Source organism: Nitrospira sp., assembly GCA_030692565.1.
In the GTDB taxonomy this organism is placed as follows: Bacteria; Nitrospirota; Nitrospiria; order Nitrospirales; family Nitrospiraceae; genus Nitrospira_D.
The window spans coordinates 38364-64072 of sequence record JAUYAO010000034.1 but is presented as its reverse complement, the minus strand read 5'-3'; the positions used below and the strand labels follow the sequence as shown (position 1 = coordinate 64072).

Here is a 25709-nt window from a genome sequence, read left to right as displayed (position 1 = left end):
TCCTACGCGGCACGCGTCTCGGGCAACACTTCGACAATATGCATGGACGTTTCGTGACAGAGATCCACTGCCTCTGATTCCCTATTCGTCTGCCCCTCACGAATGCGCTGAACCAGCAAGATCGGCCTGAGGGGATAGCGGGGATTTACCTTCGACACAATGCCGACATGACCATCGTTCAATCGCACCGATGTCCCGATCGGATAAAGCGAGAGTTGATCCACCAACGTCTTGATAAGGCGGGGCTGGAAGGCCTGTTTGTGCTGGACCAACAGCGAGCGCAGCGCCTGATGCGGGGCAACCCGTGCGTGATAGGGCCGCGGACTCATCATGGCGTCGAGCACATCGGCCAGTCCGATGATTTGCGCAACTTCGGTAATCGCTCCGCCCTTCAGCCGACAGGGGTACCCACTGCCATCCCATCGCTCATGCTCTTGAGCGATGGCGGTGGCCAGCCAATCAAAAGACTCGCCCATCTCGGCCACCATACGGCGCCCTTGCTCGGGATGCGCATGAATGCCGGACCATTCATCCGCACTCAACGAACCGGGCTTCTCAACGATCTCTTGAGGCAGCAGCCACATGCCTAGATCGTGCAGCAGCCCCGCCATGGCCAATCGTTGCAGTGCCGCAGAGTCATAGTTGAGTCCCTGGCCGATCTTCACACTGAGAATAGCGACATGAATCGCGTTCGCCACCTGATAGGCCTTCACATCTTCCTGCATCATGCGCAGAATCAAGTCATCGCTCGTCGCGAGCACCTCGACGAGCGCTTCGGCCAGTCCGAAGCACCGCTCGGTCGTCATCCCGCGGTTTCCACGAAGATCCTCTCCGATCGCAGCCATGTCCTTGTGCGCACGCCCATACCAATCAACACGGGCATCGGCCTCTCTAAGCGACACCACGTTCTCCCCCAAAAACTTCTTCGTCTCGGATAGCGGGCTTGGCAAGCATGACCGTCGACCGGTAACGCCCTCGTGCGGGTCCGGGATTTGGTCGCGCACTAAATCTGAAAGCCGCATGTCGTCGTTCCTCGCGAGCGTGACAGGCTAGGACGATTTGCCGGATGGCCGTCGACTATTGGCCACCAGCTTCAATTCAGGTTTTTTCAACTCACGTTCTAACATCGCCCGAATAAAACCGCTGGTCGTATAGCCTTGCGATTTCAAGGCATCCAGTTGTTCCTTCAGTTCAAGCGGCAGTTGAATGACAATACGAACAAGATTAGCCATGATGGTCATACTCCTCAGGTCATAGGTTCCCAGAGCATGGGATGTGTGCACATGCTATGCCTTGATAGCATTATGACAATAGTGAGGAAACTCGCGGACTTGTGATGGGACACCCCAGCATTGTGGACAAGAATGGACATAAACAACCATTCCTACGCCATCAATGTACGGAATTGGCTAAGACCCAATCTGAGCAGAAGTGGAGGAACCATGTAGGTGGAACAGCTTACCGTCTAGAACTCATGCGCCTGCATCCACACTCGATGCCAGTTGCGCCACTCGCAATCCCAGAGACACTCTCGCGGTATCACCGGTTGCAACACGAGATCGCGCATTCTCCGCACCTGGATGCCAGAGGTCGAGAGCCGGCCTGTCACGATGATCGCCCCATCCCGATCTGTTCTGACCACTTCACTCTCAATGGCTGAATAGGCTTCAACCACGTCAGGAACAGGATGCCCGTATGAATTATGCCGCCCGACCGAAAACACGGCGTACCGCGGTCGAGCCAGCGCCATCCATTCGCGATCCAACGAACTGCGTGCTCCGTGATGGGGAACTTTAAGCACGGTCACCGGGCTTTGTCCCATGACTGTCAGACGGTGGAGCCCGTCTGTTTCGATATCAGCGGCAAACAAAACACTCTGATAACCGCAGATCAGTTGCGCGACCACAGACTCATTATTGAGGAATGTCCCGCTAAGACTCTGGATGGAGCCTCCATTGTCGCGCGTCCTGATCGGATTCAGCACCGTAAGTCGGCAGGACTCTCCCCGAACCACTTCATCCCCGCGTGTCGCAACATAGGCTTGCACGTTCCGCTCTGCCACAGCCTGGCGCAACTCTCTGAAGAGCGGCTCGGATCGCTCAATGCCCGTATGCCAGAACGCTCCCACATCAAGGTGGCGAATAATCCAGGGAAGCCCGCCGACATGATCCAGTTGCGGATGCGTGGCAATCACATGGTCCAGCCGGCGAATCCCCTGATTCAGCAGAAAAGGACCTATCACACCGCGCCCCATATCGAACCGCTCGAACCGTCTTCCCCCATCAATGAGCACGGTCTTCCCATCTGGAACTTGAATCAGCGCACTGTCTCCCTGCCCAACATCAAGAAAAGTGACGCGCCAGCGATCCCCGTCTGCGATCGGAGTCCCGGACAGGATCCACCCACCTAACGCCGTCCCCACGAGCGCCGTCCCGATGGCCCGGTGGTACGACAACCGTATCGTACCCACTATGAGGGGAAGGCCTAGATAAAACACGGCCATGCCCCAAAGAGGAGGTGCGGACACACGCCAGTCGCTCCCTGGGAGCGTCGCACACCAGTGCAAGGCATTTACGATCCACTCCAGTAGACGCTCTTGGATAAACGCAAGCGGGAGGTCTCCGGAAACATTCACAAGCGTCACCAGTGCGGACAGCAGACCGAACGGAACAAGGATCATTCCCGTGAATGGAACGGCGACCAGGTTGGTCACCAGGCCCAGCCAGGGCACCTGATTGAAATACCAGGCCACTAGCGGGGTCGTCACCAGTGTCACCGCGGCCCCCAGGATAACCGCCTCTCGAACGTGACGACCCCACACTTTCCACTTCGTGCCGGGTTGTTCTTCAGGATTATCCTGGCGAGACGGAGAGGCCACGATCCAGATGATTGCCAGGACTGATAGGAACGACAGTTGAAACGAGATATCTCCAATCGCGCGTGGATCGTGCAAGAGAATCAAGCACGCCGCCCCAGCCAGGGCATGCAAAAGATGGCGCTCCGAACCGATCCAAATAGTAGCCAGCCCCAAGCTAATCATGACCCAGGCCCGCATGGTTGCGAGTTCCGCGCCAGCAAGCAGCGCGTAGAACGTCACGATCAGCCAGGTGCAGAGGATCGCCACACGAGTCGGCGTTGCAAATCTCGACATTCCTAAGAGCATCAAGGCAGGCAGAACGGTGAGGGCTCGACGGATCGTCCCAAACACCACCACCGCGATCAGGCCTAAATGCGACCCCGAGATTGACAGCAGGTGAATGGTCCCCGTGGTCATGAACCATTCTTGCAAATCCTCCTGGACATACCCCCGCTCTCCGATCACGATCCCCAGAAACAGACCGCAGGCCGGCTGGGGTAACGATTGGAGCGCTTTCTCTCGAATGACCCCTCGCCAACGATCGATGTGCCCCCAACCTCTCCACCACCAGTTCGGCTCAGTTGCCAACGGAAGCAGGTGAACGGCTTCAGGCCCTGTGACGGTCCCCACGGCTTCGATGCCTTGCCGTTCAACATAGGCTGCATAGTCGAATCCTCTGGGATTGAGAGATCCCGTCGGAACGCGCAACCTCGCTCGAAACTCAATCTGATCGCCCGCCCGTACGGCATTCCCGGGGTCTCGCCAGGTCAGCTTAATCCGGCGCGCAAGCGGTACTCCCTCAGAGCCTGAAATGATTTCAACCAACATCGTCAGGCGAGATGGCCCATGCTGCACAAGGCCGACAACTCTCCCCGTATACTCCAAACTTGAAGCCGACAAGAGATCATCACGGGCAGAGTCAGCGATGGGCGGCGTCACCCCTGCCCAATAGACCACTCCCAGACAGAGGGCCGCAGACCACATGAAGCTTTTAGGCTGGTCGATGGCTCCGGCTCGTTCAAGAGCCGAAAGAATCAACATGAATACAAGTAAAACGAAGAGTAGAGCGATGGGAAAGAATGGAAGGAACGAACCGAGCACAAGCCCCGTGAGAAAGGCAACACAAAGGGATGGCAGCATGAGCCTTCCCGGCAACGAAACGGCTACTACGTGAGGTGCGTACGCACAAGGCGCGAGAGATCCTCGGCAACTTCTTTGATCACGCTATCCCGCTCACCTTCGACCATAATCCGGAGAAGCGGTTCCGTCCCGGAGTAGCGGACCAGAACACGACCGCTCCCGTTCAAGCGGCGTTCACTCTCGCGAATCGCACGGTCAATCTCTGGCACTGACTCCAATTTTGGCTTCTGCTTGACCTTAATATTGAGCAGAATTTGCGGAACAGCGGACATGGCCTGAGCCAATTCGGAAAGCGGTTTCCCCGTCCGCTTCATCAACGAGATCATCTGGAGCGCGGAGATGAGACCATCGCCCGTCGTATTGTGGTCCAGAAAGATGAAGTGTCCGGATTGCTCGCCGCCGAAGTTATAGCCTTCAGCAAGCATACGTTCGAGAAGATAGCGATCACCCACGGGAGTCCGAAGCAACGTGACGCCCGCTTTGGCCATGCAGAGCTCAAGCCCGAAGTTACTCATGACCGTTCCGACCAGGGTTTGCTTGGCGAGGAGTCCATTCTGATGCAAGTCCAGCCCCAATGCCGCCATGACATGATCGCCGTCGACAATGGTTCCCTGCTCACACACAAAGATCGCTCGATCGGCATCCCCGTCAAGCGCAATCCCGATGTCCGCCTTGTGACGACGCACGGCTTCCTGTAGTTGCCCAGGATGCACCGCCCCGCATCCGGCATTGATATTCATGCCGTTGGGTTCGCACCCGATTACCTCGACCTTCGCCCCAAGTTCTCGCAACACCTTTGGCGCCAACTTGTAGGCCGCTCCGTTGGCGCAATCGACCACTAACTTGATTCCCTGAAAGTCCAGCTCGCGCGGCAAGGAGCGCTTGGCAAATTCAATGTAGCGTCCCTCCGCATCATCGACACGAAACGCCTTTCCGATTAAATCCGCGGTGGGGCGGAGATGACTGATCTCGTTTGATACGATCAAGTCCTCAATGCGTGCTTCCATTTCGTCCGGCAATTTAAAGCCATCATTCGAAAAAAACTTAATGCCGTTGTCTTGATACGCATTGTGCGACGCCGATATCACGACCCCCGCATCCGCACGAAGACTCCTGGTTAAAAACGCAATCGCCGGCGTCGGCATCGGCCCCACCAGCAACACATCCACACCCATGGAACAGATGCCGGCGGTGAGCGCGGATTCCAGCATGTAGCCAGAGATGCGCGTATCCTTCCCGATCACGATCTGATGGCGTCCCGCGCGGCGCATAAACAGATGCGCGGCCGCACGCCCGAGTTGCATCGCCATTTCGCTCGTCATGGGCTCCAGATTGGCAACCCCGCGAATCCCATCCGTTCCGAATAGTTTACGCATAATCTTCCTGTTTCGAGGTAAGAGACGCCGCACGTACCGCTGCGGCAACCATCACGACATCCTTCATGCTCGCCACATCATGCACTCGAATGATCGAGGCGCCACGATCCACCGCCAGCGCGACGGCCGCAGCCGTTCCCCATTCCCGATCCTGCACCGGGCGATCCAGAATTTTTCCCAGAAAGGCTTTTCGCGACACCCCTGCCAGCACAGGACAGCCCAATTGGTCGAATGAGGACAAGTGGTTCAACAATTCCAAGTTATGTATCAGCAGCTTACCAAAACCAAACCCCGGATCAAGCACGATCTGGCTTTTCGCAATCCCGGCGCGCTCCGCAGCGGCGATTCGCTCGACAAAAAACCTACCGACATCGCTGACTACACTATCATACCTAGGAGATTCCTGCATTGTCATCGGCAAGCCCTGCATGTGCATCATCACAACTCCGGCGCCAGACTGGGCCACCACGGCGGCCATGTCAGGGTCGAAACGCAGGGCCGTCACGTCGTTGATGATTGAGGCACCCGCGTTAAGCGCTTCCCGTGCCACCCGGGACTTCATCGTATCCACAGAAATCGGCACGGCCGTCCGCTTCATCACCTCAAGTAAGACCGGCAGTACGCGATCCAGCTCCTCCTGCTCACCGACCGGCATCGCCCCAGGCCTCGTCGATTCTGCGCCCAGATCGAGAATATCCGCGCCCTGTGCGACGAGTGCCATCGCCCGTTCGACAGCCTGATCCACCGTCACATAGCGTCCCCCGTCGGAAAAAGAGTCCGGAGTGACATTCACGATACCCATCAGGAGCGGACAGTCCAGGATTGGAATCAGCCGCCCCTTGGCAAATACGGTATAGCTTTTCACCAAAGTCCTCCGGACATACACCGTTCTCACAACGCTGAGCCCTGATAGATATCAGAGGCCAGCGCTCCGACCGCGATAAAAGAATAGGCCGCAATCGGTTGTCGCGTCTATCGGCGTCTATAGAATGACTGATGCCGCGCTTCCGGTGCCCAAACTGGAAGCGCGGCAGAAATTTGGAGCAGACTAGGCAGGTACGGTCTGCGAGGATGACTGCAACAGAATCGCATCGATTTCCGGTGCATCGAGTACTTCTTTTTCAAGCAACGCTTCAGCCAGGGCCTTCAAGCTGACCATGTTCTCGGTCAGAATCCGCTTGGCACGGTCATAATTCTCCGTCACAAGACGTCGGACCTCAAGATCAATATCCAGTGCAACTTGATCGCTAAAATCCCGCTTCGTGGCGATTTCACGACCCAGGAAAATCTCTTCTTCTTTCCGTCCGAACGTCAGCGGACCTAGCTTTTCGCTCATTCCCCACTCACAGACCATCTTTCTCGCCAGATCCGTCGCCCGTTCAATATCGTTCCCAGCCCCGGTCGTGACATGGTGGAGCACCAACTCTTCAGCGACTCGTCCTCCCATCAAGATGGCGAGGTTGTTGTACAGGAAGTCCTTTGAGTAATTGTGCCGGTCATCGGTCGGCAACTGCATCGTGACGCCCAACGCGCGTCCGCGTGGGATGATGGTGACCTTGTGAACAGGATCCGTTCCTGGCAGGAGCTTGGCCATCAACGCATGGCCCGCCTCATGATAGGCCGTCGTGCGCTTTTCTTCGTCGGTAAGCATCATGCTCTTCCGTTCGGCCCCCATGAGGACCTTGTCTTTGGCCATTTCAAAATCAACGACCTCGACTTCTTTTTTATTCTGACGGGCAGCCCAGAGCGCAGCCTCGTTCACCAGATTTTCCAGATCCGCTCCGGAGAAACCGGGTGTCCCACGAGCAATCTTTTCCAATTCGACGTTGGCCGCTACCGGCACCTTCTTCGTGTGCACCTTCAAAATTTCAGAACGGCCTCTCAAATCAGGCCGATTCACCACGACCTGCCGATCGAACCGGCCAGGCCGCAACAACGCCGGATCCAGCACGTCAGGCCGGTTCGTGGCGGCAATTAAAATTACGCCTTCCGTCGTATCGAAGCCGTCCATCTCAACCAGCAATTGATTGAGCGTCTGCTCCCGTTCATCGTGCCCGCCGCCTAAACCCGCGCCACGCAACCGTCCCACCGCATCGATTTCATCGATAAAAATAATACAGGGCGCGTGTTTTTTCCCCTGCTCGAATAAGTCGCGCACGCGTGAGGCACCGACCCCCACAAACATTTCAACGAAATCAGAACCGCTGATGCTGAAGAACGGCACTCCGGCTTCGCCGGCAATCGCCTTGGCAAGCAACGTCTTGCCGGTTCCCGGAGGGCCAACGATCAGAACGCCTTTGGGAATCCTGCCACCAAGCTTTTGGAACTTGCGCGGATCCCTCAAAAACTCGATGATTTCAAGAACTTCTTCTTTCGCCTCTTCAATCCCCGCCACATCTGAAAACGTGACCTTCTTGCGGTCTTCCGTCAACATCCGCGCTCGACTCTTCCCGAACGACAAGGCTTTATTGCCCCCGACTTGCATCTGCCGCATCAGGAAAAACCAGAGCCCGAGGAACAGAATGAACGGCCCCCAAGTCACCAAGAAGGTAATGTACCAAGGACTCTCTTCCGGTGGCTTGACCTCGATCTGCACATCCTTCTCGCGCAAGACCTTCACCAGGTCCGGATAATCCGGCGAAAAAGTCCGGATCCGCGTCTTGTCTTTCAAGACCGAACTGATGTGATTCCCCTTGATGATGGCCTTTTCGACGTCGCCTTTTTCAATCTTCGCCATGAAGTCGCTAAAGATCACATCTTCTTCAGGCGCGTGAGTCGGCACGCTGAACAGGTTGAACAGCAAAATCATAAACAAGCCGACAACCACCCAAAAGAGCAGGTTCTTCACCCTGGAATTCATCCAGATCTCCTTCGTGGGAACGTTAAATCAGAGGAAGATACGTCACATGACACCACTGAATGTGGGTGATGTTAACACAGGGTCGACAAAAGTGACAACATCAAGTCCAAAGCTTACGCCTCTTCTTCCGCGAGATCCAAGACGGCCAGATACGGCAAATTTCGATATTGCTGCTGATAGTCCAGTCCATACCCGACCACATAATGATCGGGGATCTTGAAGCCCTCGTAATCGACCTGCACCGTGACTTGCCGCCGGTCCGGCTTGCTCAACAGCGTACAGACCTTCAGCGACTTCGGCTTCTTCTTCGCGAAGGTTTTCAGCAAGTACTGAACGGTCAACCCCGAATCAACGATGTCCTCGACCAACAGTACATCCTTGCCCTTAATCGGTTCCGTAAGGTCGGTGACGAGCTTCACCTTCCCCGACGTCTTGGTCTTGCCACCGTAACTGGATACTACGATAAAGTCGATGTGGATCGGAATCCGGATGGCGCGAGCCAGGTCCGCGTAAAAGGCATACGCTCCCTTGAGCACCCCCACGAGTACCAAATCTTTGCCTGCATAGTCGGCGCTAATCTGCTTGCCCAATTCCCGGATGCGGGTTCGCATCTGTTCCTGCGTCACAATCGGCCGGCCAAACACACGCTCCATGCTAATGCGCTCCCTTCGTGACTGACACCTTCTCAAGACTGATGGCCAGATATCGGCGCGTGTGGGCGCTCACTTGAAACCGCCCATCCGGCCGAAATCCCAACACACCTACAATTCCTTGAGGAGAATCCAAGATCGGAATTCGTCTCCGTTGCGCCGCAGGGACCTTGAGATCCACAAAGTAATCCTGCAACTTCTTGGATCGTCCCTTCATGCCCGCCGGGGCAAATCGATCCCCGGGTTTCCAGGATCGAATGTGCAGCGGATACGACAACAAATCCGCATCGACGATCATCACCCATCCCTGGGAAGCGGACAATTGATGGGCCGCTTCACGAGCCCCTTCTTGTACTCGAATTCGTTGTCCCGTACCAGTCCATTCGATGACGGAAGGGATCTGCACCGAGCGCCGTTCGAGTCCCGCCTTAGACTCCTGCGGGAGAGCAACCGCTTGAGCCGGCTGCATGAGCAGCGCGTTCTCAGTCACCCGAATGTGCACACCCCCGGTACAGTGCGTGGCCCCTCCTCGATGTGACGAGAGCAGCCGCCGCACGGCCTCAACCGTCGCGAGACTCGAGGCCCGCCGAATCGGATGCATCCGGCGAAACACCTCGCGCAAGACCCTCCGTTGCAGGGCCAGCGGTTGCGCCTGAAGACGAAGCCGGTCGATGGAATATCCCTCGGCACCATCCGGCTGAACCAGTGAGGCGCACACCATGATCGTCTGGTCCTCCAGATACCGATCGTCCTCTCGGCACAAATCACCCATCCGGCAAAGCGCATCGACGGCCCCAGGTACAATCTGATTGAGTACGGGAAGCAACTGATGACGAATACGGTTACGCGCGTAGATCGGCTTCGCATTACTGGAATCCTGTCGATACGCTTGCCCCATCGCGCCAAGAAATTCCAGCACCTCCCGGCGCCTGACCTCATACAGCGGGCGAATAATCATCCCGTCGCGTTGAACCGGCATACCCGCCAGACCCGTGATTCCGGCTCCACGCAACATCCAGAGCACAATCGTTTCCGCCTGATCATCCGCCGTATGGCCGACGACAATGCGATCCGCACCGACCTCTTCGGCCAGCTTGGCCATGGCACGGTAGCGTACGTCGCGCGCCTGGGCCTGAAGAGAAATTCGCTGCGGGCGAGTCCGAACGTCCAGCGGCACGCTGCGAAGCGGCACCTGAAGCGCCTCGCACAGCGACATCACAAACGCCTGATCCTCATCGGACTCGCGTCCACGAAGGTCGTAATTGAAATGGACCGCCGTCAGTCGCAATCGCCAACGGGGGACCAGACGATGGAGGAGCGTCAACAGCGCTACGGAGTCCGGGCCGCCAGACACGGCTACGAGCAGGTGGTGCCCCGGCTCAAACAACCCGCGCGCCCGCACCGTCTTGACGACCCGGTGCAGCAACGGAGGCCAGGCTCTCCGCGAGACGCGTTGTTCGACCATTGCCATACCCGCCATCATCCTGCCGACAGCGCACTGCGATGTTCTTGTAAAATCGCTTTGGCTCGCTCCACATCGATCGCGATTTGGCGGCTCAAATCGGCGCCGCTGGGGAACTTGGTGTCGCCGCGCAGCCGCTGAAGAAACCGCACCTCGATCGACTCTCCGTACAGATCCTGCCGCTCATTCAATAAATGGACTTCCATCAGCCGCTCGCCGGCATCAAACGTCGGCCGGGACCCGATATACGCAACGGAATCGAACCGCTGCTGATTCCAAATCGTCACCGTCGCATACACTCCGTTCGGCGGAATCACCCGCTCAACCGGCAATCGCAGATTGGCCGTCGGCCAGCCCAACTCCTGCCCCCGCTGGGCACCCGGCATGACGACTCCCTGCATCGCATACTGGCGTCCCAGCAACCGGGCCGCGAGATCGACCTGCCCCTCTTGCACTAATTTACGCACACGCGTGGAACTGACGATGCCGCCGTCGGCAATCACCGGCGAGACAGGATTCACGGAAAATCCGAATCGTTTCCCCATCACCGTCAACGAGGCGACATTGCCCGTACGCCCCTTGCCGAAGACAAAATGCTGCCCGACAAAAATCTGCCGCAGGTGCAACCCGCGATACAAAACCAGTTCCGTGAAGGTTTCCGGCGAGAGACTCGCGAACGCCGGATCGAACTCCAGGACAATGACTTCATCGATGCCCGCATCCTCGAAACGTTGCAACTTTTCTTCAGGGCTCGTGAGAAACTTCAAATCGACATGGGGAGCGAGAATCTTGACCGGATGGGGATCGAACGTCAGCACAAGCGCCGTGCCCTCCCTCCGACGCGCGGTCTCTACGACCGTCTGCAGCAGCGAGCGATGGCCGAGATGATGCCCGTCAAAATTGCCGACCGTGGCCACCGGGTAGGGCCGCCCTTCGCCGCCTGAGTATCCGCGCGTCACCTTCATGCGGGTATCAATGGAGCTGCCGGACGGCATCCTTCGCGAAGTAGGTCAAGATGAGATCGGCCCCGGCCCGCCGGATCGAAAGCAGCGATTCCATCATGGCGCGCGTTTCATCCAGCCAGCCGGCGCGCCCCGCGGCTTTGATCATGCTGTACTCACCGCTGACTTGGTACGCCGCGATGGGAAGCAAGGTCCGCGCGCGAGCCTGGGCGATAATATCCAGATAGGGCATGGCCGGTTTGACCATCACGATATCCGCCCCTTCCTCCACGTCCGAATCGATTTCGCGCAACGCTTCCCGTCCGTTGGCCGGATCCATCTGATACGACTGGCGATCGCCAAACTGCGGGCTCGAATACGCGGCATCCCGAAACGGGGCATAGAAACAAGATGAGAACTTTGCGGCATACGCCATGATCGGCAGTTCGGGGAAGCCCGCCTGATCGAGCTCCGCACGAATCGCAGCCACCCGTCCATCCATCATATCGGAAGGGGCCACCATATCGGCGCCGGCTTCAGCATGCGTGCGGGCCATCGTGCGCAAACACTCCAGCGTTTCGTCATTGAGAATTTTGCCGTTTTTCACAATACCGCAATGGCCATGATCGGTGTATTCATCGATACAGACATCCGTAATGACGGCCAGCCCCGGCACTTGATCCTTGACCGCCTTAATCGCCCGCTGCACGATCCCGTTCGGATCGTACCCTGATGTCCCCCGGTCATCTTTTTTCGCAGGAATGCCGAACAGGATAATCGCGGGAATGCCAAGAGACTTGACCGCCGCCGCCTCCTTCACCAGCAGATCGACCGACAGGCGGAACTGGCCGGGCATGGCCCCGATCTCCTCACGCCGGCCCTGCCCCTCGACGACGAACAAGGGGTAGATGAAATCCGCCGGAGACAGCACGGTTTCCCGCACCATCCGCCGAAACGAGTCCTGTTGCCGGAGCCGCCGTAACCGCTGGATCGGAAACGCCATACAATCCTACTTCCTTGGCAAATTCGTCAGAAAGACCACCAAATCACGAACAGAAATCACACCGACCAACTTCCCCTCGCGCGTCACGCCCAGGTGGCGCACATGCGCCTGAGCCATCAGGTCGTTGGCATCCAGCAGCGTCTTGCTCTCCTCGATCGTCATGATCGGAGCCGACATGATCTGCTCCACCGTCGCCTTCGTCGCATCCGACCCCGACGCCACCACCCGGCGCATCATGTCCGTGTCGGTCACGATACCGATAATCTCTTTGTCGTTGGTAATGAACAAGCTGCCGATCCCGCGATCACGCATAATCCGCGCCGCCGTCTGGGCGTCGGTATCACGGGCCACGGTGACAAATTTCTCTCGAGGAATCATGAACGATTTCACAGGAACCATTGGATACTCCTCCCTTTTGCTGTGTATCTGCCCGTCATCACACCGCTACGGCGCCGTTGCCGTAGCCACCGACACGCCTTTCCCAAAATATCCTGCCATCGCCTCGACCAACGCCGGAATCGTATTCTCGTTGGGCATGATCGCAACCGAAAATCCCGCCTCTCGTGCGGTCTGTGCCGTGATCGGTCCGATACAGGCCACCACGACCGATTGTACCAGGACCCGTGCCTGCGCTTCACCCCCGACCAACTCAATAAAGTTTCGGACCGTCGACGAACTGGTAAAGGTCACACACTCGATCTCCCGGTCCACCAACAACTGCTTCCAGCTCTCGACGGAGTCTCGTGGAACTTCTGTGCGATACACCGGAACGACGTCGACCACCGCCCCGCGAGACCGTAACTCCTCAGGCAGGAGCTCGCGCGCGACTTCAGCCCGCGGGATGAGCACGCGGGCCCGCGACAGATCCGACTCAGCCAGCGTCGCCAGCACCCCCTCGGCCTGATACTCAGCCGGAACCACATCCGCATTGAGGCCATACGTCGCCAACTCCTCGGCCGTGCGGGGCCCGATGCAGCAAATGCGTCGCCCTGCAAAGCTGCGCGCATCATGCCCGCATTTCTGCAGCCGCTTCATAAACTGCGCGACACCATTGACGCTGGTAAAAATCACCCAGTCATACTGGCCGAGCGCGTCAATCGCTCGATCGACCGGCGCCCAATCATTCGGCTCGACGATGCGAATCGTGGCCCCTTCGATCGGCTCCGCGCCGGCGGCTGCAAGTAAGCCGGCCAGCTCTCCCGCCTGCTCTTTCGCACGCGTCATCAACACACGCTTTCCGAACAGCGGCCGCCGCTCGAACCAGTTCAACTGCTCTCGAAGCGCGACCACCTCTCCTACGACCACGACCGTCGGTGGCTCCAGCTTCGCCTGCCGGGACTGCTCCACAATATCGGCCAGCGTCCCGACTACGGTGCGTTGCGCCGCTTTGGTTCCCCATCGAATCAAGGCGACCGGGGTCGTCGCCGGACGGCCTTCGGCGATAAGATTCGACACAATCGAAGGAAGGTTTTTCATCCCCATCAGGAACACCAGCGTGCCGTGACTACTGGCCAGCCGTGGCCACTCAAGCGCGGTGGTGGGCTTATCGGGATCTTCATGGCCCGTGACAAACGTCACGGTCGATGCCATCGTCCGATGGGTTACGGGAATTCCGGCATAGGCGGGAGCGGCTACAGCCGCCGTCACACCGGGCACCACTTCAAAATACACTCCCGCGGCGGCCAACGCTTCCGCTTCCTCTCCCCCGCGACCGAATACGAACGGATCGCCGCCCTTCAGGCGGACCACGACCTGTCCCTGCGTCGCCCGCTCAATGAGCATGCGGTTCGTAGTTTCTTGGGGTTGGTATTGTCCGCGCCCCCGCCGGCCCACGTAAATGCGCTCGGCCCGGAGCGGAGCATGAGACAACAACACGGGATTCGCGAGGTAATCGTAGAACACCACATCGGCCTGCTCAAGGCATTCCTTGCCCCGCAAGGTCAAGAGCTTCGGATCTCCCGGACCCGCTCCGACCAGATAGACTCTGCCACTGTGGGGCTTACCTGACATCACGCCCTTCCATAAATCTCACCCAGAATCTTGTCCGCACCCCGCGCGAGCAACCGTTCCGCCAGCCTGGTACCCAAGACCTGCGCCTCGGCCCTCGTTCCTTGCACGGCATCTCGAATGACGGTCTTGCCATCCACACTCGCCACCAGCCCCTCCAGATGCACCTGGTCATTCGTCAATGTCGCATAAGCCGCGATCGGCACCTGACAACCGCCTTCCAATCGATGCAACAACGCACGTTCGGCCGTCACCGCCACCTGCGTCGGCTGATGGGTCAGCCGGCTCAAAATGGAGCGCACGAACTGATCATTCGACCGCCCCTCAATGCCCAAAGCCCCTTGCCCGATCGCTGGAAGACAGAGTTGCGGATCGAGATATTCGGTGATTTCTTCCGTCCATCCCAAACGCCGTAGTCCGGCAGCGGCCAGGATAATCGCATCGAACTGCCCTTCTTTCAGTTTCTTCAACCGGGTATCGAGATTGCCCCGGAGCATCTCGATCCGGAGATCCGGTCGCGCGTGAAGAAACTGCGATTGCCGGCGCAGGCTGCTCGATCCCACACGGGCTCCGACGGGTAACTCCTGAAAGCGGCAACCCGTTCGGCTGATCAACGCATCCCGCGAATCCTCGCGCGGAGGCACACAGAGAATCTCCAGCCCGTCCGGCAACTGCGTCGGGACGTCTTTCATGCTATGCACCGCAAAATCAATTTCGCCGCTCAACAGGGCCTCTTCGATTTCCTTGACGAACAGGCCCTTTCCGCCGATCTTCGCGAGGGGCACATCGACGATCTTGTCGCCCGACGTTTGTATCCGGGTGAGCGTCACCGTGATATCAGGCGCAATCGCCTGTACCTGCGCCTGAAACCACTCGCTCTGCTGTAACGCCAGCTTACTCGCCCTGGTGCCCAGAACCAGTGTGGTTCGTGCGGCTGTTGGTGTCGACACAGGTCTCACTCCTACATCAGTTCTACGGTTGCTTCCGACCGGCCGTCCGAGAAGGAGCCTGCTCAATGAGAGGCTCACTCAAATCGTGGGCGAGACAGGATGATGGTTCGACCGCTGAGTCTCCACGCGGCTCAGGAGGCTGTGCCGCTTCAAGGCTGAAAAAGCGGCGCGCGGCTTCGACAAACGCCGCCCCGCTCGACGAATTCACCTCGGACTTCAACGTCACCATCGTCCCGTGAATCATCTTGTTCACAATCGACGACGCTAACCCCTCGACAAGCTCCCGATCCTGCGCCGGCAGGTGTGCGAGCCGCCCCAAGGTCTTGTCCAATTCGCTGCGCTTGATCTCATCCGCGCGCTGCTTCAACGCGACAATCGTCGGCGTCACTTCCAACGACTTCATCCACTCGCGCAATACCCCGACCTCTTCCACCACCATCTGCTCAGCCTTATCGGCTTCCTGCAAACGCTCGGCGCGATTTTTTTCCACCCGCTGCTTCAAATCGTCGATATCGAACAAAAACGCATTGTCGACATGCCGCACCCCCGGATCGATATTGCGCGGGACCGAGATATCGATCAAAAACATCGGCCGGTTCATCCGCGCAGTCACCGCCCGCTGCACATCGTCGGCGCTGATGAGATAGTGCGACGCGCCCGTCGAGACCAGAACGATATCGGCCGACGCCATATCGTCCTTGTATTGCTCGAATGGCACCGCCGTCCCGCCGAACTTCTCCGCCAAGTCGACGGCATGTTGCGGGGTCCTGGTGGTAATCCGCACCTGGCCGACCCCCTGCGCAATGAGGTGTTGGGCCGCCAACTTGGCCATTTCCCCCGCCCCGACCAGCAAGACGGTCCGATGCCCGAGGTCCGAAAAAATCTTCTTGGCGAGTTCGACCGCCGCATAGCTGACCGACACGGCCATCTCGGCAATCTTCGTTTCGGTCCGCACGCGCTTGGCGACGGAAATGGCTTTCTTGACGACCTTGTTCATGATCAGCCCGGTCGTCTTATGCGCAAGCGCCGATTCAAACGCCTCTTTCAACTGCCCGAGGATCTGAGATTCACCCACGATCATCGAGTCGAGACTGGCCGCCACACGAAACAGATGCGTGATGGCTCGGTCGCCGGCATGCCAATACAAATGCGGGGTCAGCTGTTCAGAGGAGAGGGATAGATGGGTATCGGCCAGGAATTCCTGGATCCGCCCATACCCCTGCTCGATATCGTCGACGACAGAATAGACTTCGACACGATTGCAGGTGGACAGAAGCAAGCCTTCTTTCACGCCGGAATAAGACGTCAGCCGGCTGAGCGCCTCGCCCATCCGGCTCTCCGGCACCGCCAGCTTCTCGCGAATTTCGACGGGCGCCGTCTTATGACTGAGCCCGACTACGATTACATGCATCTCACGACACCGTCCCGTAGCTCTTGAGGACCACGCCAATCAGCGTCAAAATGACGCCCGCGAACCCGATTACGGTTAAGTAGGCCGCCCGCTTCGCGCGCCACCCCACGGTCAGACGTCCAAGAAGCACGACAAAGTAGAATAACCAGGTCACCAGCGCCCAGGTTTGTTCGGGGTTCCAACTCACATAGGCCCCCTTGGCAAACTCCGCGGAAATCGCACCGGTAATGATCCCGAGCGTGAGGAGCGGAAACCCGAGAATGATTGATTGCTGGTTCAGATGGTCAAGAAAATCCAGAGCCGGCAGCTTGGCATACAACACGTTGAACCGTTTCGACTTGAGAAGGCGGTCTTGGATGAGATACATCACACCCGCAACGAACGCGACGGCAAAACCCACCGTCCCCAACATGCTCAAGGTGACGTGGAGCCAGAGCGTTCGGAACATCGGCTGCAGGGTCGGAGCCGTATCGGGCAAGGCCGCGGCTGAGATGAGAGACACCAGCGCAAGCGGAACAATGAAAGAACCTAATACGTGGATCCGGTGGCGGAACTCGACGGCGAGAAATACTAGAATGAGCATCCAGGAGAAGAACGAGAGCGCCTCATGGACACTCGGAGGCGCGGCAGCAGAACTCCCGACCATCCGCGCAACCAGTGCGAGGGTATGCATCACAAACCCTGCCGCGGTAATGGCCAGAGAGACTTTTGACAGGGCTTCAGAGCGCCGCAATAGATAGGCAAGAAATGAAATGGTCGCGACGAAGTACAATCCCATCGTCACCATGAAGCAGACTACGGCCATGCGGGCATTCCCTCTTTTGCGACGAACAACGAACCGTATCTTGCGGGATTAAAAGAGAATTATAGCGATGCGACGAGAACAGAGTCAACAAAGCCGACCGGGGGAATCCCCCAGCCGGCCGGCGAAGAAGCCTGTCGGTTCACTCTATCTGATTGGAGTCCCCATCGGGCATCCCGATGACATCACGATCCGTGCACTTAGGATTTTCAACCGGGTGGATGTGATCGCCACTGAGGATCCGATCGCCACGCAGGAACTCCTACGCCATCACAACCTGTGCGCCGTACTCACGAGCTATGGACCGACCAGGATCAAAGAAAAAGTTGCGGTCCTGATCGACCGACTGCAACAAGGCGCATCCGTTGCCTTGGTCTCAGATTGTGGTTCGCCTGTGATCTCGGACCCTGGGAGCCTCCTGGTTGCCGCAGCACACAAATACTCCCTTCCCGTCCATTCTATCCCCGGCCCTTCAGCCGTGACCGCTGCGATGGCTGCAGCAGGTTTTTCCGCCGAAGCATTCCACTTTTATGGAAACATGCCTGCACCGACCGGCTCGGGTACGCACCGGCTCGCAATGGCTCTGACGCATGCAGAGCCGACGATCCTCTTCTGTCAGACCACCTCATGCCTGGCGATTCTAGAGGCCATTGCCAAAACAGCACCGCGCCGCAAAATCGCACTCGCATGCGACCTCACCCAACAGCAAGAAACGCTTATGAGAGGAACCGCCCGTCTGATTCTAGAACAGCTGAAACGGATCCGACCGCCACGGGCAATTACCATGATCGTGGCAGGAACAAGCCGATAGGGAAAAAGGAAGGAACTCGATCAACGAACTAGTCGGTCTCCTCTCGCCTGATGCGCACCCGAAACGCGGCCCCGACCCGATCTTGCGCAAGTACCGTATGCCCCTCATTCTCCACGCTGCGCGGAACATTCTTAATGGGATCCCCATCATCCAACAACACGGCTAAGACCTGTCCCTGATCCATCGTCTCGAGCTTCAACTTGGTCTTCACAAAATTATACGGACAGATGACCCCGCGGAGATCCAACTCGATATCCGTCGAAATCCCCGGTTGCACATTTGCATTGTTATCCATCTTCACACCTCGCCAATCAATACCAGTCAAGCTTCCGCCTCGATAAGGAGTCTACGTTACCAGCAACAACCCACGACAACAAGGCAGCAGGACTCAGATTAAGGCAAAAAAAAGGGGCAGCCGAAGCTGCCCCTTTCCAAAAACAAGAAACCAGATCAGGTCTAGTTCAAGCCCTTCACGAGGTTCGGCTTGTTGTAATCAGCCGCTCCGTAGTCAGACTTGCTCTGGCCTGAAAATCCGATGCCGGGCTGCGGTTCGCAGTTCCAGCAAGGAGCCGCGCCGGTAAACTCGCTGATCGTGGTATCAACGGTCCCCGTCACTTTGCCTGGGAGCACTGACCCAGCCACGCCACCGGTGATTCCACCGCTGTTCGTAGAAATTGCCCGATCATTCGTGGGATCCGGACGCTGGCCGAGCCCACCAAATCCTTGACGAGTCGCCGTGACATTGGTCACATTTGCTTCGAGGACAATCTTTTTCCCGGTACCAAAAGGCTGATTCGCCGTCGTCTCTTCCGTAACCTGGATGGTCACATCATCTCCGACATTCAAAGCCCTAATTGCTTGCATGTTAGACCGATCCGTGAGGTACAAGGTCATCACAGTTCGCGCGCCGTACCCAGCTTTTCCTTCCTGTCCTTCATCCTGCACGCGGCCAGCCCCACCAGTTTCAATCATCAACCTGTTCTGGGCAACATCGAGCGCAAACACTCGTCCCATCACCGTCTCCGGCTGAGACAGGCGATCCAAAAACGCATTCCGATCGAACGCCTGAACGCGGTTGGCGCTTCCGGAAATGTCGCCAACTCCGGTCCCGACACCCATCGCAGATCCGCCAGACTGCTGCAACCGCTCTTGCGCGACCGCAACACCCACAGAGCCGACAAAAAGAATTGTGGCTCCCAGTGCCAACACCTTACGCATGTGCTGCCTCCTTGTGAGAAAGATAATGTGTGGAGATGATGATGAACAACAAGATTCCTTGAGTGATCACGTACATGAGTCCGTTCTAATGACCGCGGAACTATAGGCCAACAGGGAAAACCTGTCAAGAGGGTTTTCTACTATAAATTGGGTTGTGACCGGACCGATGACTACCATCGCATGTGTTATCCGTAAATGTGGTGCCCAGAGGGAGGGTCGAACTCCCACTCTCTTACGAGAACCGGATTTTGAGTCCGGCGCGTCTGCCAGTTCCGCCATCCGGGCACATCAAGAATACGCGCATGATGCAATGCGCCCCTCTTCTAACATGAAGCCTCGGAAGGGTCAATCGGCACCGCCTCTTTTCTTCAGAAGAATACGTCTGCTAGAATGCGGTCGCGAAATGGGAACCGTGGCATTTTGGTTTGTTCCCGCCGTCGAGCATCCGGACACATATTCGTATAAAGGAGCATGACAGATATGACAGAGGTAGCGTGCGTCACATGCGGACAAACCGGAGAAGCAATTACCGCTCCCCTCTTTCTCGGCAAGCTGGAACAGGACATCAAAGCAAAAGTCTGCACCGCCTGCTGGAAGAAGTGGGAGGGCATGCGGGTAATGGTGATCAATGAGTATCAGGTCAACCTCGGCGACGAAAGCGGACGAGAGCTGGTCCGCAAACAAATGAAGGCCTTCTTAAAGCTGGAAGGTCAAGCCGACACCTCGAAGATCGCCGAAAACTTCCGCCCCGAAGGCACCTAGCCCGTCGTCGCGCTCTCCACCCTGCATGTGGTGACGACACCGTTTCCCGGGCGCAAGCGAGCGCCCGGGGCCGCTTCACCAAATTCCCTGTCTTGTCGCCGACTTCGTTGACAGGCCCTTTTTGAAAATGCTACAGTCCTCCATTGTTCGCCTGCCTTCCATGATCATTTACTTGGATGTACGGTTGAATTTGTCATGATTACGCAAATGCAGGTCAAGGGGTTGATGTTCGACCCCTACAACAACGCCTATATCGTGGTGCTACGCGATGAGGACGAAGCCGAAATGTTACCGATTTGGGTCGGCAAGTCAGAAGCGAGCGCCATTAGCCTTGCCCTGGAGCACGTAGCGCCGCCACGCCCAATGACGCACGATTTCATGAAGGCCTTCCTGGACGCTTATAACGCCAAAGTGATTAGTGTGGTCATCACAGACTTGAATGAGCACACCTATTTTGCCAAGATCCATTTGATGTACGAGGATTCGGAATACGCCGTCGACTCACGCCCCAGCGACGCCATCGCACTGGCGATCCGGTCGGAGGCGCCCATTTTCGCGAACGAGTCGGTTATCCGAAAGCAAAGCTCGGAAGAACTCGAACAATGGTTAGAAAATCTGAAGCCGGAAGATTTCGGCAAGCTGGACTCCTGACGCGACATTGACCATGAACGACTCCGTACACCCACACCATCCCGATCTCATCCCGCTCTCGGTGAGCCGGGTCGTCGAAGACGCCAATACGGATACCAGGATTCTCGTCTTGACCAGGACCGACGATCAGGACACCTTTATGATCTGGGTCGGCGCCCCCGAAGGCGACTCGATTCGTCGCGCCCTGGATTCGGCCACACCGCCCCGACCGATGAGCCACGATTTGGTCAAGAGTTTCGGCGAGCACTTCGGCATCACGACCAAGCGAGTCGTCCTGACCGACGTGAAAAGCAGCACCTATTACGCCACCGTATTTTTGGAGAACAAAGGGGTGGAGCGGTCGATCGATGCCCGGCCAAGCGATGCCATCGCCCTGGCCCTTCGAACGCACGCACCGATCTATACCACCCAGGACGTCTGGAAACGGCGCAGCGGGCAACACCTAGATGCCTGGCTCGCGAAGCTCGATACGAAAGATATCGACACACAAGAAGTCTAGGATGTTTGGGTTGACTAATTGCGAGGAGTAGAAGATCACCATGACGACTTATCTCGAAAAACCGGCCAATGTAAAAGAACAGTGGCATCTTGTGAACGCCGAGGGAAAGACCCTGGGACGTCTGGCGGCGAAAGTCGCCGGCATTCTCCGCGGCAAGCATCGCCCCACCTTCACCCCGAACGTGGATATGGGCGATCATGTGGTGATCATTAATGCCGAGAAGATCCATTTGACCGGCAATAAGATGCAGGACAAGCTTTACATCCACCACTCGGGTTACCCAGGCGGACTCAAGACCACTGATGCGCAACATCTGTTCAAGAAGGATCCGACTGAATTGTTGGTACGCGCCATTGAGGGAATGCTCCCCAAGAACCCCCTCGGCAACGGAATGGCAAAGAAACTCCGCGTCTATGTCGGATCGAATCATCCGCACCAGGCTCAACACCCGGAACCTATTTCTCTCTAGCCTATTAGGACCAGAAGGAGACCAGTGATATGGCAGCCGTGACACAGTACGCAACAGGTCGCAGAAAATGTGCCGTAGCCAGAGCCTGGGTAACCGGGACGGCCAATGGTGAAATTACCGTGAATGACAAGCCATTGGAAAAGGCCTTTCCCCGCCTCACCCTCCGGCAAATCATCCAGCTTCCCCTGGAGATGGCCGGACTCACCGGCAAGTATTCGATTAACGCGACGGTCTACGGAGGCGGCCCGACCGGTCAGGCCGGTGCGCTCCGTCACGCCATTGCGCGTGCGCTCGTCGTCTTGAGCCCTACAGTACGGACCCCGCTCAAGAAGGAAGGCCTCCTCACCCGCGACTCTCGCGTGAAGGAACGAAAGAAATACGGACAGAAGGGTGCTCGTAAGCGCTTCCAGTACTCCAAGCGCTAAACAGCCGGAGCCAAAGAACGAGAAAGGGAAGGCTCCTTGCCTTCCCTTTTTTGTGCCTACAACCGGACACCCTCAGCACCAGCTGGACAGGATGACAGGTCATGCCTAAGAAATTTCGCATCGCGATCGCAGGAGCCAGCGGCTATGCCGGAGCAGAACTCGTCCGTCTGGCCGCCGCGCATCCCTACTTTGATATCACTGCGGTGACCTCTGAGAAATCAGCCGGGCAATCCGTAGCCTCCGTCTTCCCCAGCCTGACCGGCGTCGTGCGGCACACGTTCGAAGCGCTGGCACCAGAGGCTCTGGCCGAACGGGCCGATGCCCTGTTCCTCGCGCTTCCCCATACGAAATCGCAAGAGCCGGTTGCGCTCTGCCTGAAGGCCGGCAAACTGGTGGTAGATCTGAGTGCGGACTATCGGCTCAAAAACGTGGCGGCGTATGAAGAATGGTATCAGACCCCGCACGCCCACCCGGCGCTGCTTCAAGAAGCCGTCTATGGCCTGCCGGAACTCCATCGGAGCGCCATCGCAAAAGCGACGTTGGTCGCGTCACCGGGCTGCTACCCGACTGCGGCCATTTTGCAGATGGCGCCGCTCTTCGCCAAAGGACTCGTCCAACTCGATTCCATCGTCATCGATGCGAAATCCGGAGTCTCCGGAGCCGGACGAAGTCCGGGCCTGCCCTACCATTTTCCGGAAGCCCATGAATCGTTGGAGCCCTATAAGATCGGCAAGCACCGCCATATTCCGGAGATCGAACAGGAGCTCTCCGGTGTCATGGGAACGCCCGGCGCGGTCACGATCGCCTTTACCCCCCACCTCGTCCCAATGAATCGGGGTATTTTGAGTACGGCCTATTGCAAGCTGAAGACAGAGATTAAGCTGCCGGAATTGCGAGCCCTGTACCGGGAGTTCTATAAAGGCGAGCGGTTTATCCGTCTCTACGAAGATATCGTCCCGAACCCCCGCTACACCAAAGGGTCGAACTTTTGCGATATCGGGGTCTATGCAGACCAGCGAGCCGGATGGGTCGTTACCGTCGCGGCCGTGGATAACCTGGTCAAGGGCGCTGCCGGCCAAGCCATTCAAGCGATGAATTTAATGATGGGAATTCCGGAGGAAACGGGGCTCACCGCGCCGAGCAGTTACCCCTGACCTCGACGCAACAACGTCACAGCATTCTTGAGTAACCTTTCAGCGAGATGACAACTATGAACGCACAGGCATCAGGCGTGACCGCGCCACAAGGATTTGAAGCCGCCGGCATCCATTGCGGCATTAAGAAACCGGGCATCCTCGACCTGGCTCTCGTGGTATCGACCGTCGCAGGTCCCATCGCAGGAGTCTTCACCAAAAACCGTGTCGCAGCAGCACCGGTGACTCTGGATCGCCGTCATCTCCGGCAGCGTCGTGGCCGCGCCATTATCGTCAACAGCGGGAACGCCAATGCCTGTACCGGCGCCAAAGGGCTTCGGGCAGCTGTTGCCATGGCCGCGGCCATAGGCAAGAGCCTGGCGATTCCGGTGAATCAGGTCTTCGTCGGATCGACCGGCGTCATCGGACGGGTGCTCCCGATCGATCGCGTGCAGGCAGGCATCCCGACCTTGATCGAAACACTCAGCCGCACAGGCGGACGCCAGGCCGCTCAAGCCATCCTCACGACCGACTTACGTCCGAAAACCGTCGTCGTTCAAGCCAGGATCGGCGGCCGAGTCGTGACCATCGGAGGCATGGCCAAGGGTTCAGGCATGATCCATCCCAATATGGCCACCATGCTCGGATACTTGACCACCGATGCCGCCATTGCGCCGGCCGCGCTGCAGCGCGCGCTGAAATCAGCAGTCGATCAGTCCTTCAATTGTATTACGGTGGACGGCGATACCAGCACCAACGATACGGTCCTCTGCCTGGCCAACGGATTGGCGAAGAACGCGACCATCCAATCAGGCTCTAAGCACTATCGGCAGTTCGAACAACTGCTGACTGAGGCGTCGCAGGCGCTGGCCTTGGCCATCTGTCGTGACGGCGAAGGCGTTACGAAGGTCGTCAAAATCGCCGTCGGCGGAGCGAAGACCGTCGCAGCGGCCAAGCGAGTAGCCAGCACGATCGCCACCTCTAATTTAGTCAAGACGGCCTTGTTCGGTGAAGACGCCAACTGGGGACGTGTCATGGGCGCCCTCGGACGATCCGGCGTTCCCATCAATCCCGACATCGTGACGGTGCGCTTCGACAAGGTCGTGATGGTCAAACGAGGAATGGGAACAGGGCTGGCGGCGGAACGGAAAATCGCGCAGGTATTCAAGCAGAAGGAATTTACGATCTCGGTCGATCTCGGGCAAGGACAGGCAGCGGCCCACATGTGGACGACCGACTTGTCGTACGACTATGTTCGCATCAACGCAAGCTATCGATCCTGAGGATGAACCCCGCACCTAACCGCTTGAAAATCCACTGTAGCTATGATAGCGTGCCGAGGCTTTAGAGGTGCATCGGATAACTCTGCTCACACCATCGGCGTCAGCAGAAATAGTACTTAAATTTAACATCAGCGAAGAAAAGCGCTGCTTGGCTTGAGAATAAGGGGATTCGTTCCCCTCACCCGCACGGCGGGTGCTCGGCAAGCCTCGAAGGGAGGTGAAGGCATGGGAGTGGTCGCGATCAAGGAATTGCTGGAAGCAGGCGTGCACTTTGGACACCAGACGAACCGCTGGAATCCAAAGATGAAGAAGTATCTCTTCGGTGAACGCAACGGCATCTACATCATCGACTTGCAGCAGACGCTCACGCGGATGGAACAGGCCTATGCCTTCGTCCGGGACACCGTCGCCGCCGGTGAAACCGTCCTCTTCGTCGGCACCAAGCGGCAAGCCGCGGAAATTCTCCAAGAGGAATCGACCCGCGCCAATATGTTTTACGTGAACCAGCGCTGGCTCGGCGGCATGCTGACGAACTTCAAGACCATTCGTCTCAGCATCGACAAGATGAAAAAAATGGAAACGACGCTGCAAAACCCCACCGAGCATGGTCTGAAGAAAAAAGAAATCATGCTCATGCAGAAAGACATCGTCAAATTGCAGAAGTATCTCTCCGGCATCAAGACCATGCGCGGCCTTCCGGGCGCCATCTTCGTGCTGGATACCCGCATTGAAAAGATTGCCGTGCAGGAAGCGACCAGACTGGGGATCCCCGTCATCGCGATTCTGGACAGCAACTGCGACCCCGATAACATCACGTACCCGATCCCGGGGAACGACGACGCCATCCGCTCCATCAAGCTGATCACCTCGAAGATTGCGGACGCCTGCATCGAAGGCGCGCATATCAAGACGCAGCGCGATGAAGCCGACTTCCAGGCGGCTCCGGCCGCAGGCGGAAAGCCGGCCGCAGTGAGCGCGGCTCCCGTCGCATAACGCATT

The 25709-nt window shown here is 57.6% G+C and carries 26 protein-coding genes and 1 tRNA gene; 9 read left to right on the top strand and 18 right to left on the bottom strand.

Features of this window, described 5'->3' with window-relative positions; all coding sequences use genetic code 11:
* Positions 1-2: 2 nt before the first annotated feature.
* The 15 genes from Q8N04_08715 to ccsA all read right to left on the bottom strand — a co-directional run bounded on the left by Q8N04_08715 (position 3) and on the right by ccsA (position 17462).
* On the bottom strand, positions 3-1022 hold the full coding sequence (locus Q8N04_08715) for an HD domain-containing protein (GenBank protein ID MDP3090744.1): 1020 nt from the start codon (positions 1020-1022) through the stop codon (positions 3-5).
* 27 nt (positions 1023-1049) lie between these two features.
* Positions 1050-1232, bottom strand: a complete 183-nt coding sequence (locus tag Q8N04_08710) for a hypothetical protein (protein ID MDP3090743.1) — start codon at positions 1230-1232, stop codon at positions 1050-1052.
* Between the two features lie 233 nt (positions 1233-1465).
* Positions 1466-3997, bottom strand: coding sequence for a DNA internalization-related competence protein ComEC/Rec2 (locus Q8N04_08705; GenBank protein MDP3090742.1), 2532 nt, complete (start codon positions 3995-3997; stop codon positions 1466-1468).
* Between the two features lie 26 nt (positions 3998-4023).
* Positions 4024-5373 (bottom strand): phosphoglucosamine mutase, encoded by a 1350-nt coding sequence (gene glmM, locus Q8N04_08700; GenBank protein ID MDP3090741.1) that lies wholly within the window; start codon positions 5371-5373, stop codon positions 4024-4026.
* Positions 5366-6238, bottom strand: a complete 873-nt coding sequence (folP, locus tag Q8N04_08695; GenBank protein ID MDP3090740.1) for a dihydropteroate synthase — start codon at positions 6236-6238, stop codon at positions 5366-5368. Before folP ends, glmM begins: the two co-directional genes overlap by 8 nt.
* A gap of 183 nt (positions 6239-6421) precedes the next feature.
* Positions 6422-8233 (bottom strand): ATP-dependent zinc metalloprotease FtsH, encoded by a 1812-nt coding sequence (gene ftsH / locus Q8N04_08690; protein ID MDP3090739.1) that lies wholly within the window; start codon positions 8231-8233, stop codon positions 6422-6424.
* Between the two features lie 113 nt (positions 8234-8346).
* Entirely contained in the window at positions 8347-8886 is a 540-nt protein-coding gene (gene hpt / locus Q8N04_08685; GenBank protein MDP3090738.1) for a hypoxanthine phosphoribosyltransferase, read from the bottom strand.
* A 1-nt stretch (position 8887) separates the two neighbouring features.
* Positions 8888-10354 carry a tRNA lysidine(34) synthetase TilS gene (gene tilS, locus Q8N04_08680; protein MDP3090737.1) on the bottom strand — a complete coding sequence of 489 codons (1467 nt, stop codon included), beginning with the start codon at positions 10352-10354 and terminating at the stop codon, positions 8888-8890.
* An 8-nt stretch (positions 10355-10362) separates the two neighbouring features.
* Entirely contained in the window at positions 10363-11310 is a 948-nt protein-coding gene (locus Q8N04_08675) for a bifunctional riboflavin kinase/FAD synthetase (GenBank protein ID MDP3090736.1), read from the bottom strand.
* A gap of 7 nt (positions 11311-11317) precedes the next feature.
* Complete coding sequence (gene hemB / locus Q8N04_08670; protein MDP3090735.1) at positions 11318-12289, bottom strand: porphobilinogen synthase; 972 nt, start codon at positions 12287-12289, stop codon at positions 11318-11320.
* 6 nt (positions 12290-12295) lie between these two features.
* Positions 12296-12688, bottom strand: coding sequence for a CBS domain-containing protein (locus Q8N04_08665; GenBank protein MDP3090734.1), 393 nt, complete (start codon positions 12686-12688; stop codon positions 12296-12298).
* A 45-nt stretch (positions 12689-12733) separates the two neighbouring features.
* Positions 12734-14299 carry a uroporphyrinogen-III C-methyltransferase gene (cobA, locus tag Q8N04_08660; GenBank protein ID MDP3090733.1) on the bottom strand — a complete coding sequence of 522 codons (1566 nt, stop codon included), beginning with the start codon at positions 14297-14299 and terminating at the stop codon, positions 12734-12736.
* Positions 14299-15246, bottom strand: coding sequence for a hydroxymethylbilane synthase (gene hemC / locus Q8N04_08655; GenBank protein MDP3090732.1), 948 nt, complete (start codon positions 15244-15246; stop codon positions 14299-14301). The genes cobA and hemC overlap by 1 nt, the downstream gene beginning before the upstream one ends.
* Positions 15247-15268: 22 nt before the next feature.
* The gene (hemA, locus tag Q8N04_08650) at positions 15269-16657 is read right to left on the bottom strand and encodes a glutamyl-tRNA reductase (protein ID MDP3090731.1); all 1389 of its coding nucleotides are present in this window, start codon (positions 16655-16657) and stop codon (positions 15269-15271) included.
* A gap of 1 nt (position 16658) precedes the next feature.
* Positions 16659-17462 carry a cytochrome c biogenesis protein CcsA gene (ccsA, locus tag Q8N04_08645; GenBank protein MDP3090730.1) on the bottom strand — a complete coding sequence of 268 codons (804 nt, stop codon included), beginning with the start codon at positions 17460-17462 and terminating at the stop codon, positions 16659-16661.
* A gap of 67 nt (positions 17463-17529) precedes the next feature.
* On the opposite strand from ccsA, the gene Q8N04_08640 reads away from it, so the two are divergent.
* Complete coding sequence (locus tag Q8N04_08640) at positions 17530-18270, top strand: SAM-dependent methyltransferase (protein ID MDP3090729.1); 741 nt, start codon at positions 17530-17532, stop codon at positions 18268-18270.
* A gap of 28 nt (positions 18271-18298) precedes the next feature.
* Here the strand turns inward: Q8N04_08640 and Q8N04_08635 are convergent, their stop codons facing one another.
* The 3 genes from Q8N04_08635 to Q8N04_08625 form a co-directional block, all read right to left on the bottom strand.
* A complete protein-coding gene (locus Q8N04_08635; protein MDP3090728.1) occupies positions 18299-18565 on the bottom strand; it encodes a sulfurtransferase TusA family protein in 267 nt (88 codons plus the stop codon).
* A gap of 161 nt (positions 18566-18726) precedes the next feature.
* Positions 18727-19488 carry a hypothetical protein gene (locus Q8N04_08630; GenBank protein MDP3090727.1) on the bottom strand — a complete coding sequence of 254 codons (762 nt, stop codon included), beginning with the start codon at positions 19486-19488 and terminating at the stop codon, positions 18727-18729.
* A 198-nt stretch (positions 19489-19686) separates the two neighbouring features.
* A tRNA-Leu gene (locus Q8N04_08625) sits at positions 19687-19773 on the bottom strand.
* Positions 19774-19968: 195 nt separating this feature from the next.
* Here Q8N04_08625 and Q8N04_08620 point away from each other — a divergent pair.
* From Q8N04_08620 to rpsB, 8 genes are all read left to right on the top strand, one after another.
* Entirely contained in the window at positions 19969-20250 is a 282-nt protein-coding gene (locus Q8N04_08620; GenBank protein ID MDP3090726.1) for a Fe(2+)-trafficking protein, read from the top strand.
* Between the two features lie 195 nt (positions 20251-20445).
* Positions 20446-20901, top strand: a complete 456-nt coding sequence (locus Q8N04_08615) for a bifunctional nuclease family protein (protein MDP3090725.1) — start codon at positions 20446-20448, stop codon at positions 20899-20901.
* A 13-nt stretch (positions 20902-20914) separates the two neighbouring features.
* A complete protein-coding gene (locus tag Q8N04_08610) occupies positions 20915-21400 on the top strand; it encodes a bifunctional nuclease family protein (GenBank protein ID MDP3090724.1) in 486 nt (161 codons plus the stop codon).
* Between the two features lie 40 nt (positions 21401-21440).
* Positions 21441-21869 (top strand): 50S ribosomal protein L13, encoded by a 429-nt coding sequence (rplM, locus tag Q8N04_08605; protein MDP3090723.1) that lies wholly within the window; start codon positions 21441-21443, stop codon positions 21867-21869.
* A gap of 29 nt (positions 21870-21898) precedes the next feature.
* Positions 21899-22294 carry a 30S ribosomal protein S9 gene (gene rpsI, locus Q8N04_08600; protein ID MDP3090722.1) on the top strand — a complete coding sequence of 132 codons (396 nt, stop codon included), beginning with the start codon at positions 21899-21901 and terminating at the stop codon, positions 22292-22294.
* Between the two features lie 101 nt (positions 22295-22395).
* Positions 22396-23448: an N-acetyl-gamma-glutamyl-phosphate reductase gene (gene argC / locus Q8N04_08595; GenBank protein MDP3090721.1), complete on the top strand. Its 1053-nt coding sequence runs from the start codon at positions 22396-22398 to the stop codon at positions 23446-23448.
* 56 nt (positions 23449-23504) lie between these two features.
* Positions 23505-24710, top strand: a complete 1206-nt coding sequence (gene argJ / locus Q8N04_08590) for a bifunctional glutamate N-acetyltransferase/amino-acid acetyltransferase ArgJ (GenBank protein ID MDP3090720.1) — start codon at positions 23505-23507, stop codon at positions 24708-24710.
* Between the two features lie 225 nt (positions 24711-24935).
* Complete coding sequence (rpsB, locus tag Q8N04_08585) at positions 24936-25703, top strand: 30S ribosomal protein S2 (GenBank protein ID MDP3090719.1); 768 nt, start codon at positions 24936-24938, stop codon at positions 25701-25703.
* Positions 25704-25709: the final 6 nt, after the last annotated feature.

What these genes read in the sequence shown, in the direction of transcription:
- Q8N04_08665 (MDP3090734.1), bottom strand. Translation starts at nt 12,688, where the DNA reads ATGGTTCCTGTGAAATCGTTCATGATTCCTCGAGAGAAATTTGTCACC.
- Q8N04_08620 (MDP3090726.1), top strand. Translation starts at nt 19,969, where the DNA reads ATGACAGAGGTAGCGTGCGTCACATGCGGACAAACCGGAGAAGCAATT.
- Q8N04_08610 (MDP3090724.1), top strand. Translation starts at nt 20,915, where the DNA reads ATGAACGACTCCGTACACCCACACCATCCCGATCTCATCCCGCTCTCG.
- Q8N04_08615 (MDP3090725.1), top strand. Translation starts at nt 20,446, where the DNA reads ATGATTACGCAAATGCAGGTCAAGGGGTTGATGTTCGACCCCTACAAC.
- argC (MDP3090721.1), top strand. Translation starts at nt 22,396, where the DNA reads ATGCCTAAGAAATTTCGCATCGCGATCGCAGGAGCCAGCGGCTATGCC.
- Q8N04_08640 (MDP3090729.1), top strand. Translation starts at nt 17,530, where the DNA reads ATGCGACGAGAACAGAGTCAACAAAGCCGACCGGGGGAATCCCCCAGC.
- hpt (MDP3090738.1), bottom strand. Translation starts at nt 8,886, where the DNA reads ATGGAGCGTGTGTTTGGCCGGCCGATTGTGACGCAGGAACAGATGCGA.
- ftsH (MDP3090739.1), bottom strand. Translation starts at nt 8,233, where the DNA reads ATGAATTCCAGGGTGAAGAACCTGCTCTTTTGGGTGGTTGTCGGCTTG.
- rpsB (MDP3090719.1), top strand. Translation starts at nt 24,936, where the DNA reads ATGGGAGTGGTCGCGATCAAGGAATTGCTGGAAGCAGGCGTGCACTTT.
- ccsA (MDP3090730.1), bottom strand. Translation starts at nt 17,462, where the DNA reads ATGGCCGTAGTCTGCTTCATGGTGACGATGGGATTGTACTTCGTCGCG.
- hemB (MDP3090735.1), bottom strand. Translation starts at nt 12,289, where the DNA reads ATGGCGTTTCCGATCCAGCGGTTACGGCGGCTCCGGCAACAGGACTCG.
- glmM (MDP3090741.1), bottom strand. Translation starts at nt 5,373, where the DNA reads ATGCGTAAACTATTCGGAACGGATGGGATTCGCGGGGTTGCCAATCTG.
- hemA (MDP3090731.1), bottom strand. Translation starts at nt 16,657, where the DNA reads ATGCATGTAATCGTAGTCGGGCTCAGTCATAAGACGGCGCCCGTCGAA.
- Q8N04_08630 (MDP3090727.1), bottom strand. Translation starts at nt 19,488, where the DNA reads ATGCGTAAGGTGTTGGCACTGGGAGCCACAATTCTTTTTGTCGGCTCT.
- Q8N04_08710 (MDP3090743.1), bottom strand. Translation starts at nt 1,232, where the DNA reads ATGGCTAATCTTGTTCGTATTGTCATTCAACTGCCGCTTGAACTGAAG.
- Q8N04_08675 (MDP3090736.1), bottom strand. Translation starts at nt 11,310, where the DNA reads ATGAAGGTGACGCGCGGATACTCAGGCGGCGAAGGGCGGCCCTACCCG.
- rpsI (MDP3090722.1), top strand. Translation starts at nt 21,899, where the DNA reads ATGGCAGCCGTGACACAGTACGCAACAGGTCGCAGAAAATGTGCCGTA.
- Q8N04_08635 (MDP3090728.1), bottom strand. Translation starts at nt 18,565, where the DNA reads ATGGATAACAATGCAAATGTGCAACCGGGGATTTCGACGGATATCGAG.
- tilS (MDP3090737.1), bottom strand. Translation starts at nt 10,354, where the DNA reads ATGGCAATGGTCGAACAACGCGTCTCGCGGAGAGCCTGGCCTCCGTTG.
- cobA (MDP3090733.1), bottom strand. Translation starts at nt 14,299, where the DNA reads ATGTCAGGTAAGCCCCACAGTGGCAGAGTCTATCTGGTCGGAGCGGGT.
- argJ (MDP3090720.1), top strand. Translation starts at nt 23,505, where the DNA reads ATGAACGCACAGGCATCAGGCGTGACCGCGCCACAAGGATTTGAAGCC.
- rplM (MDP3090723.1), top strand. Translation starts at nt 21,441, where the DNA reads ATGACGACTTATCTCGAAAAACCGGCCAATGTAAAAGAACAGTGGCAT.
- Q8N04_08715 (MDP3090744.1), bottom strand. Translation starts at nt 1,022, where the DNA reads ATGCGGCTTTCAGATTTAGTGCGCGACCAAATCCCGGACCCGCACGAG.
- Q8N04_08705 (MDP3090742.1), bottom strand. Translation starts at nt 3,997, where the DNA reads ATGCTGCCATCCCTTTGTGTTGCCTTTCTCACGGGGCTTGTGCTCGGT.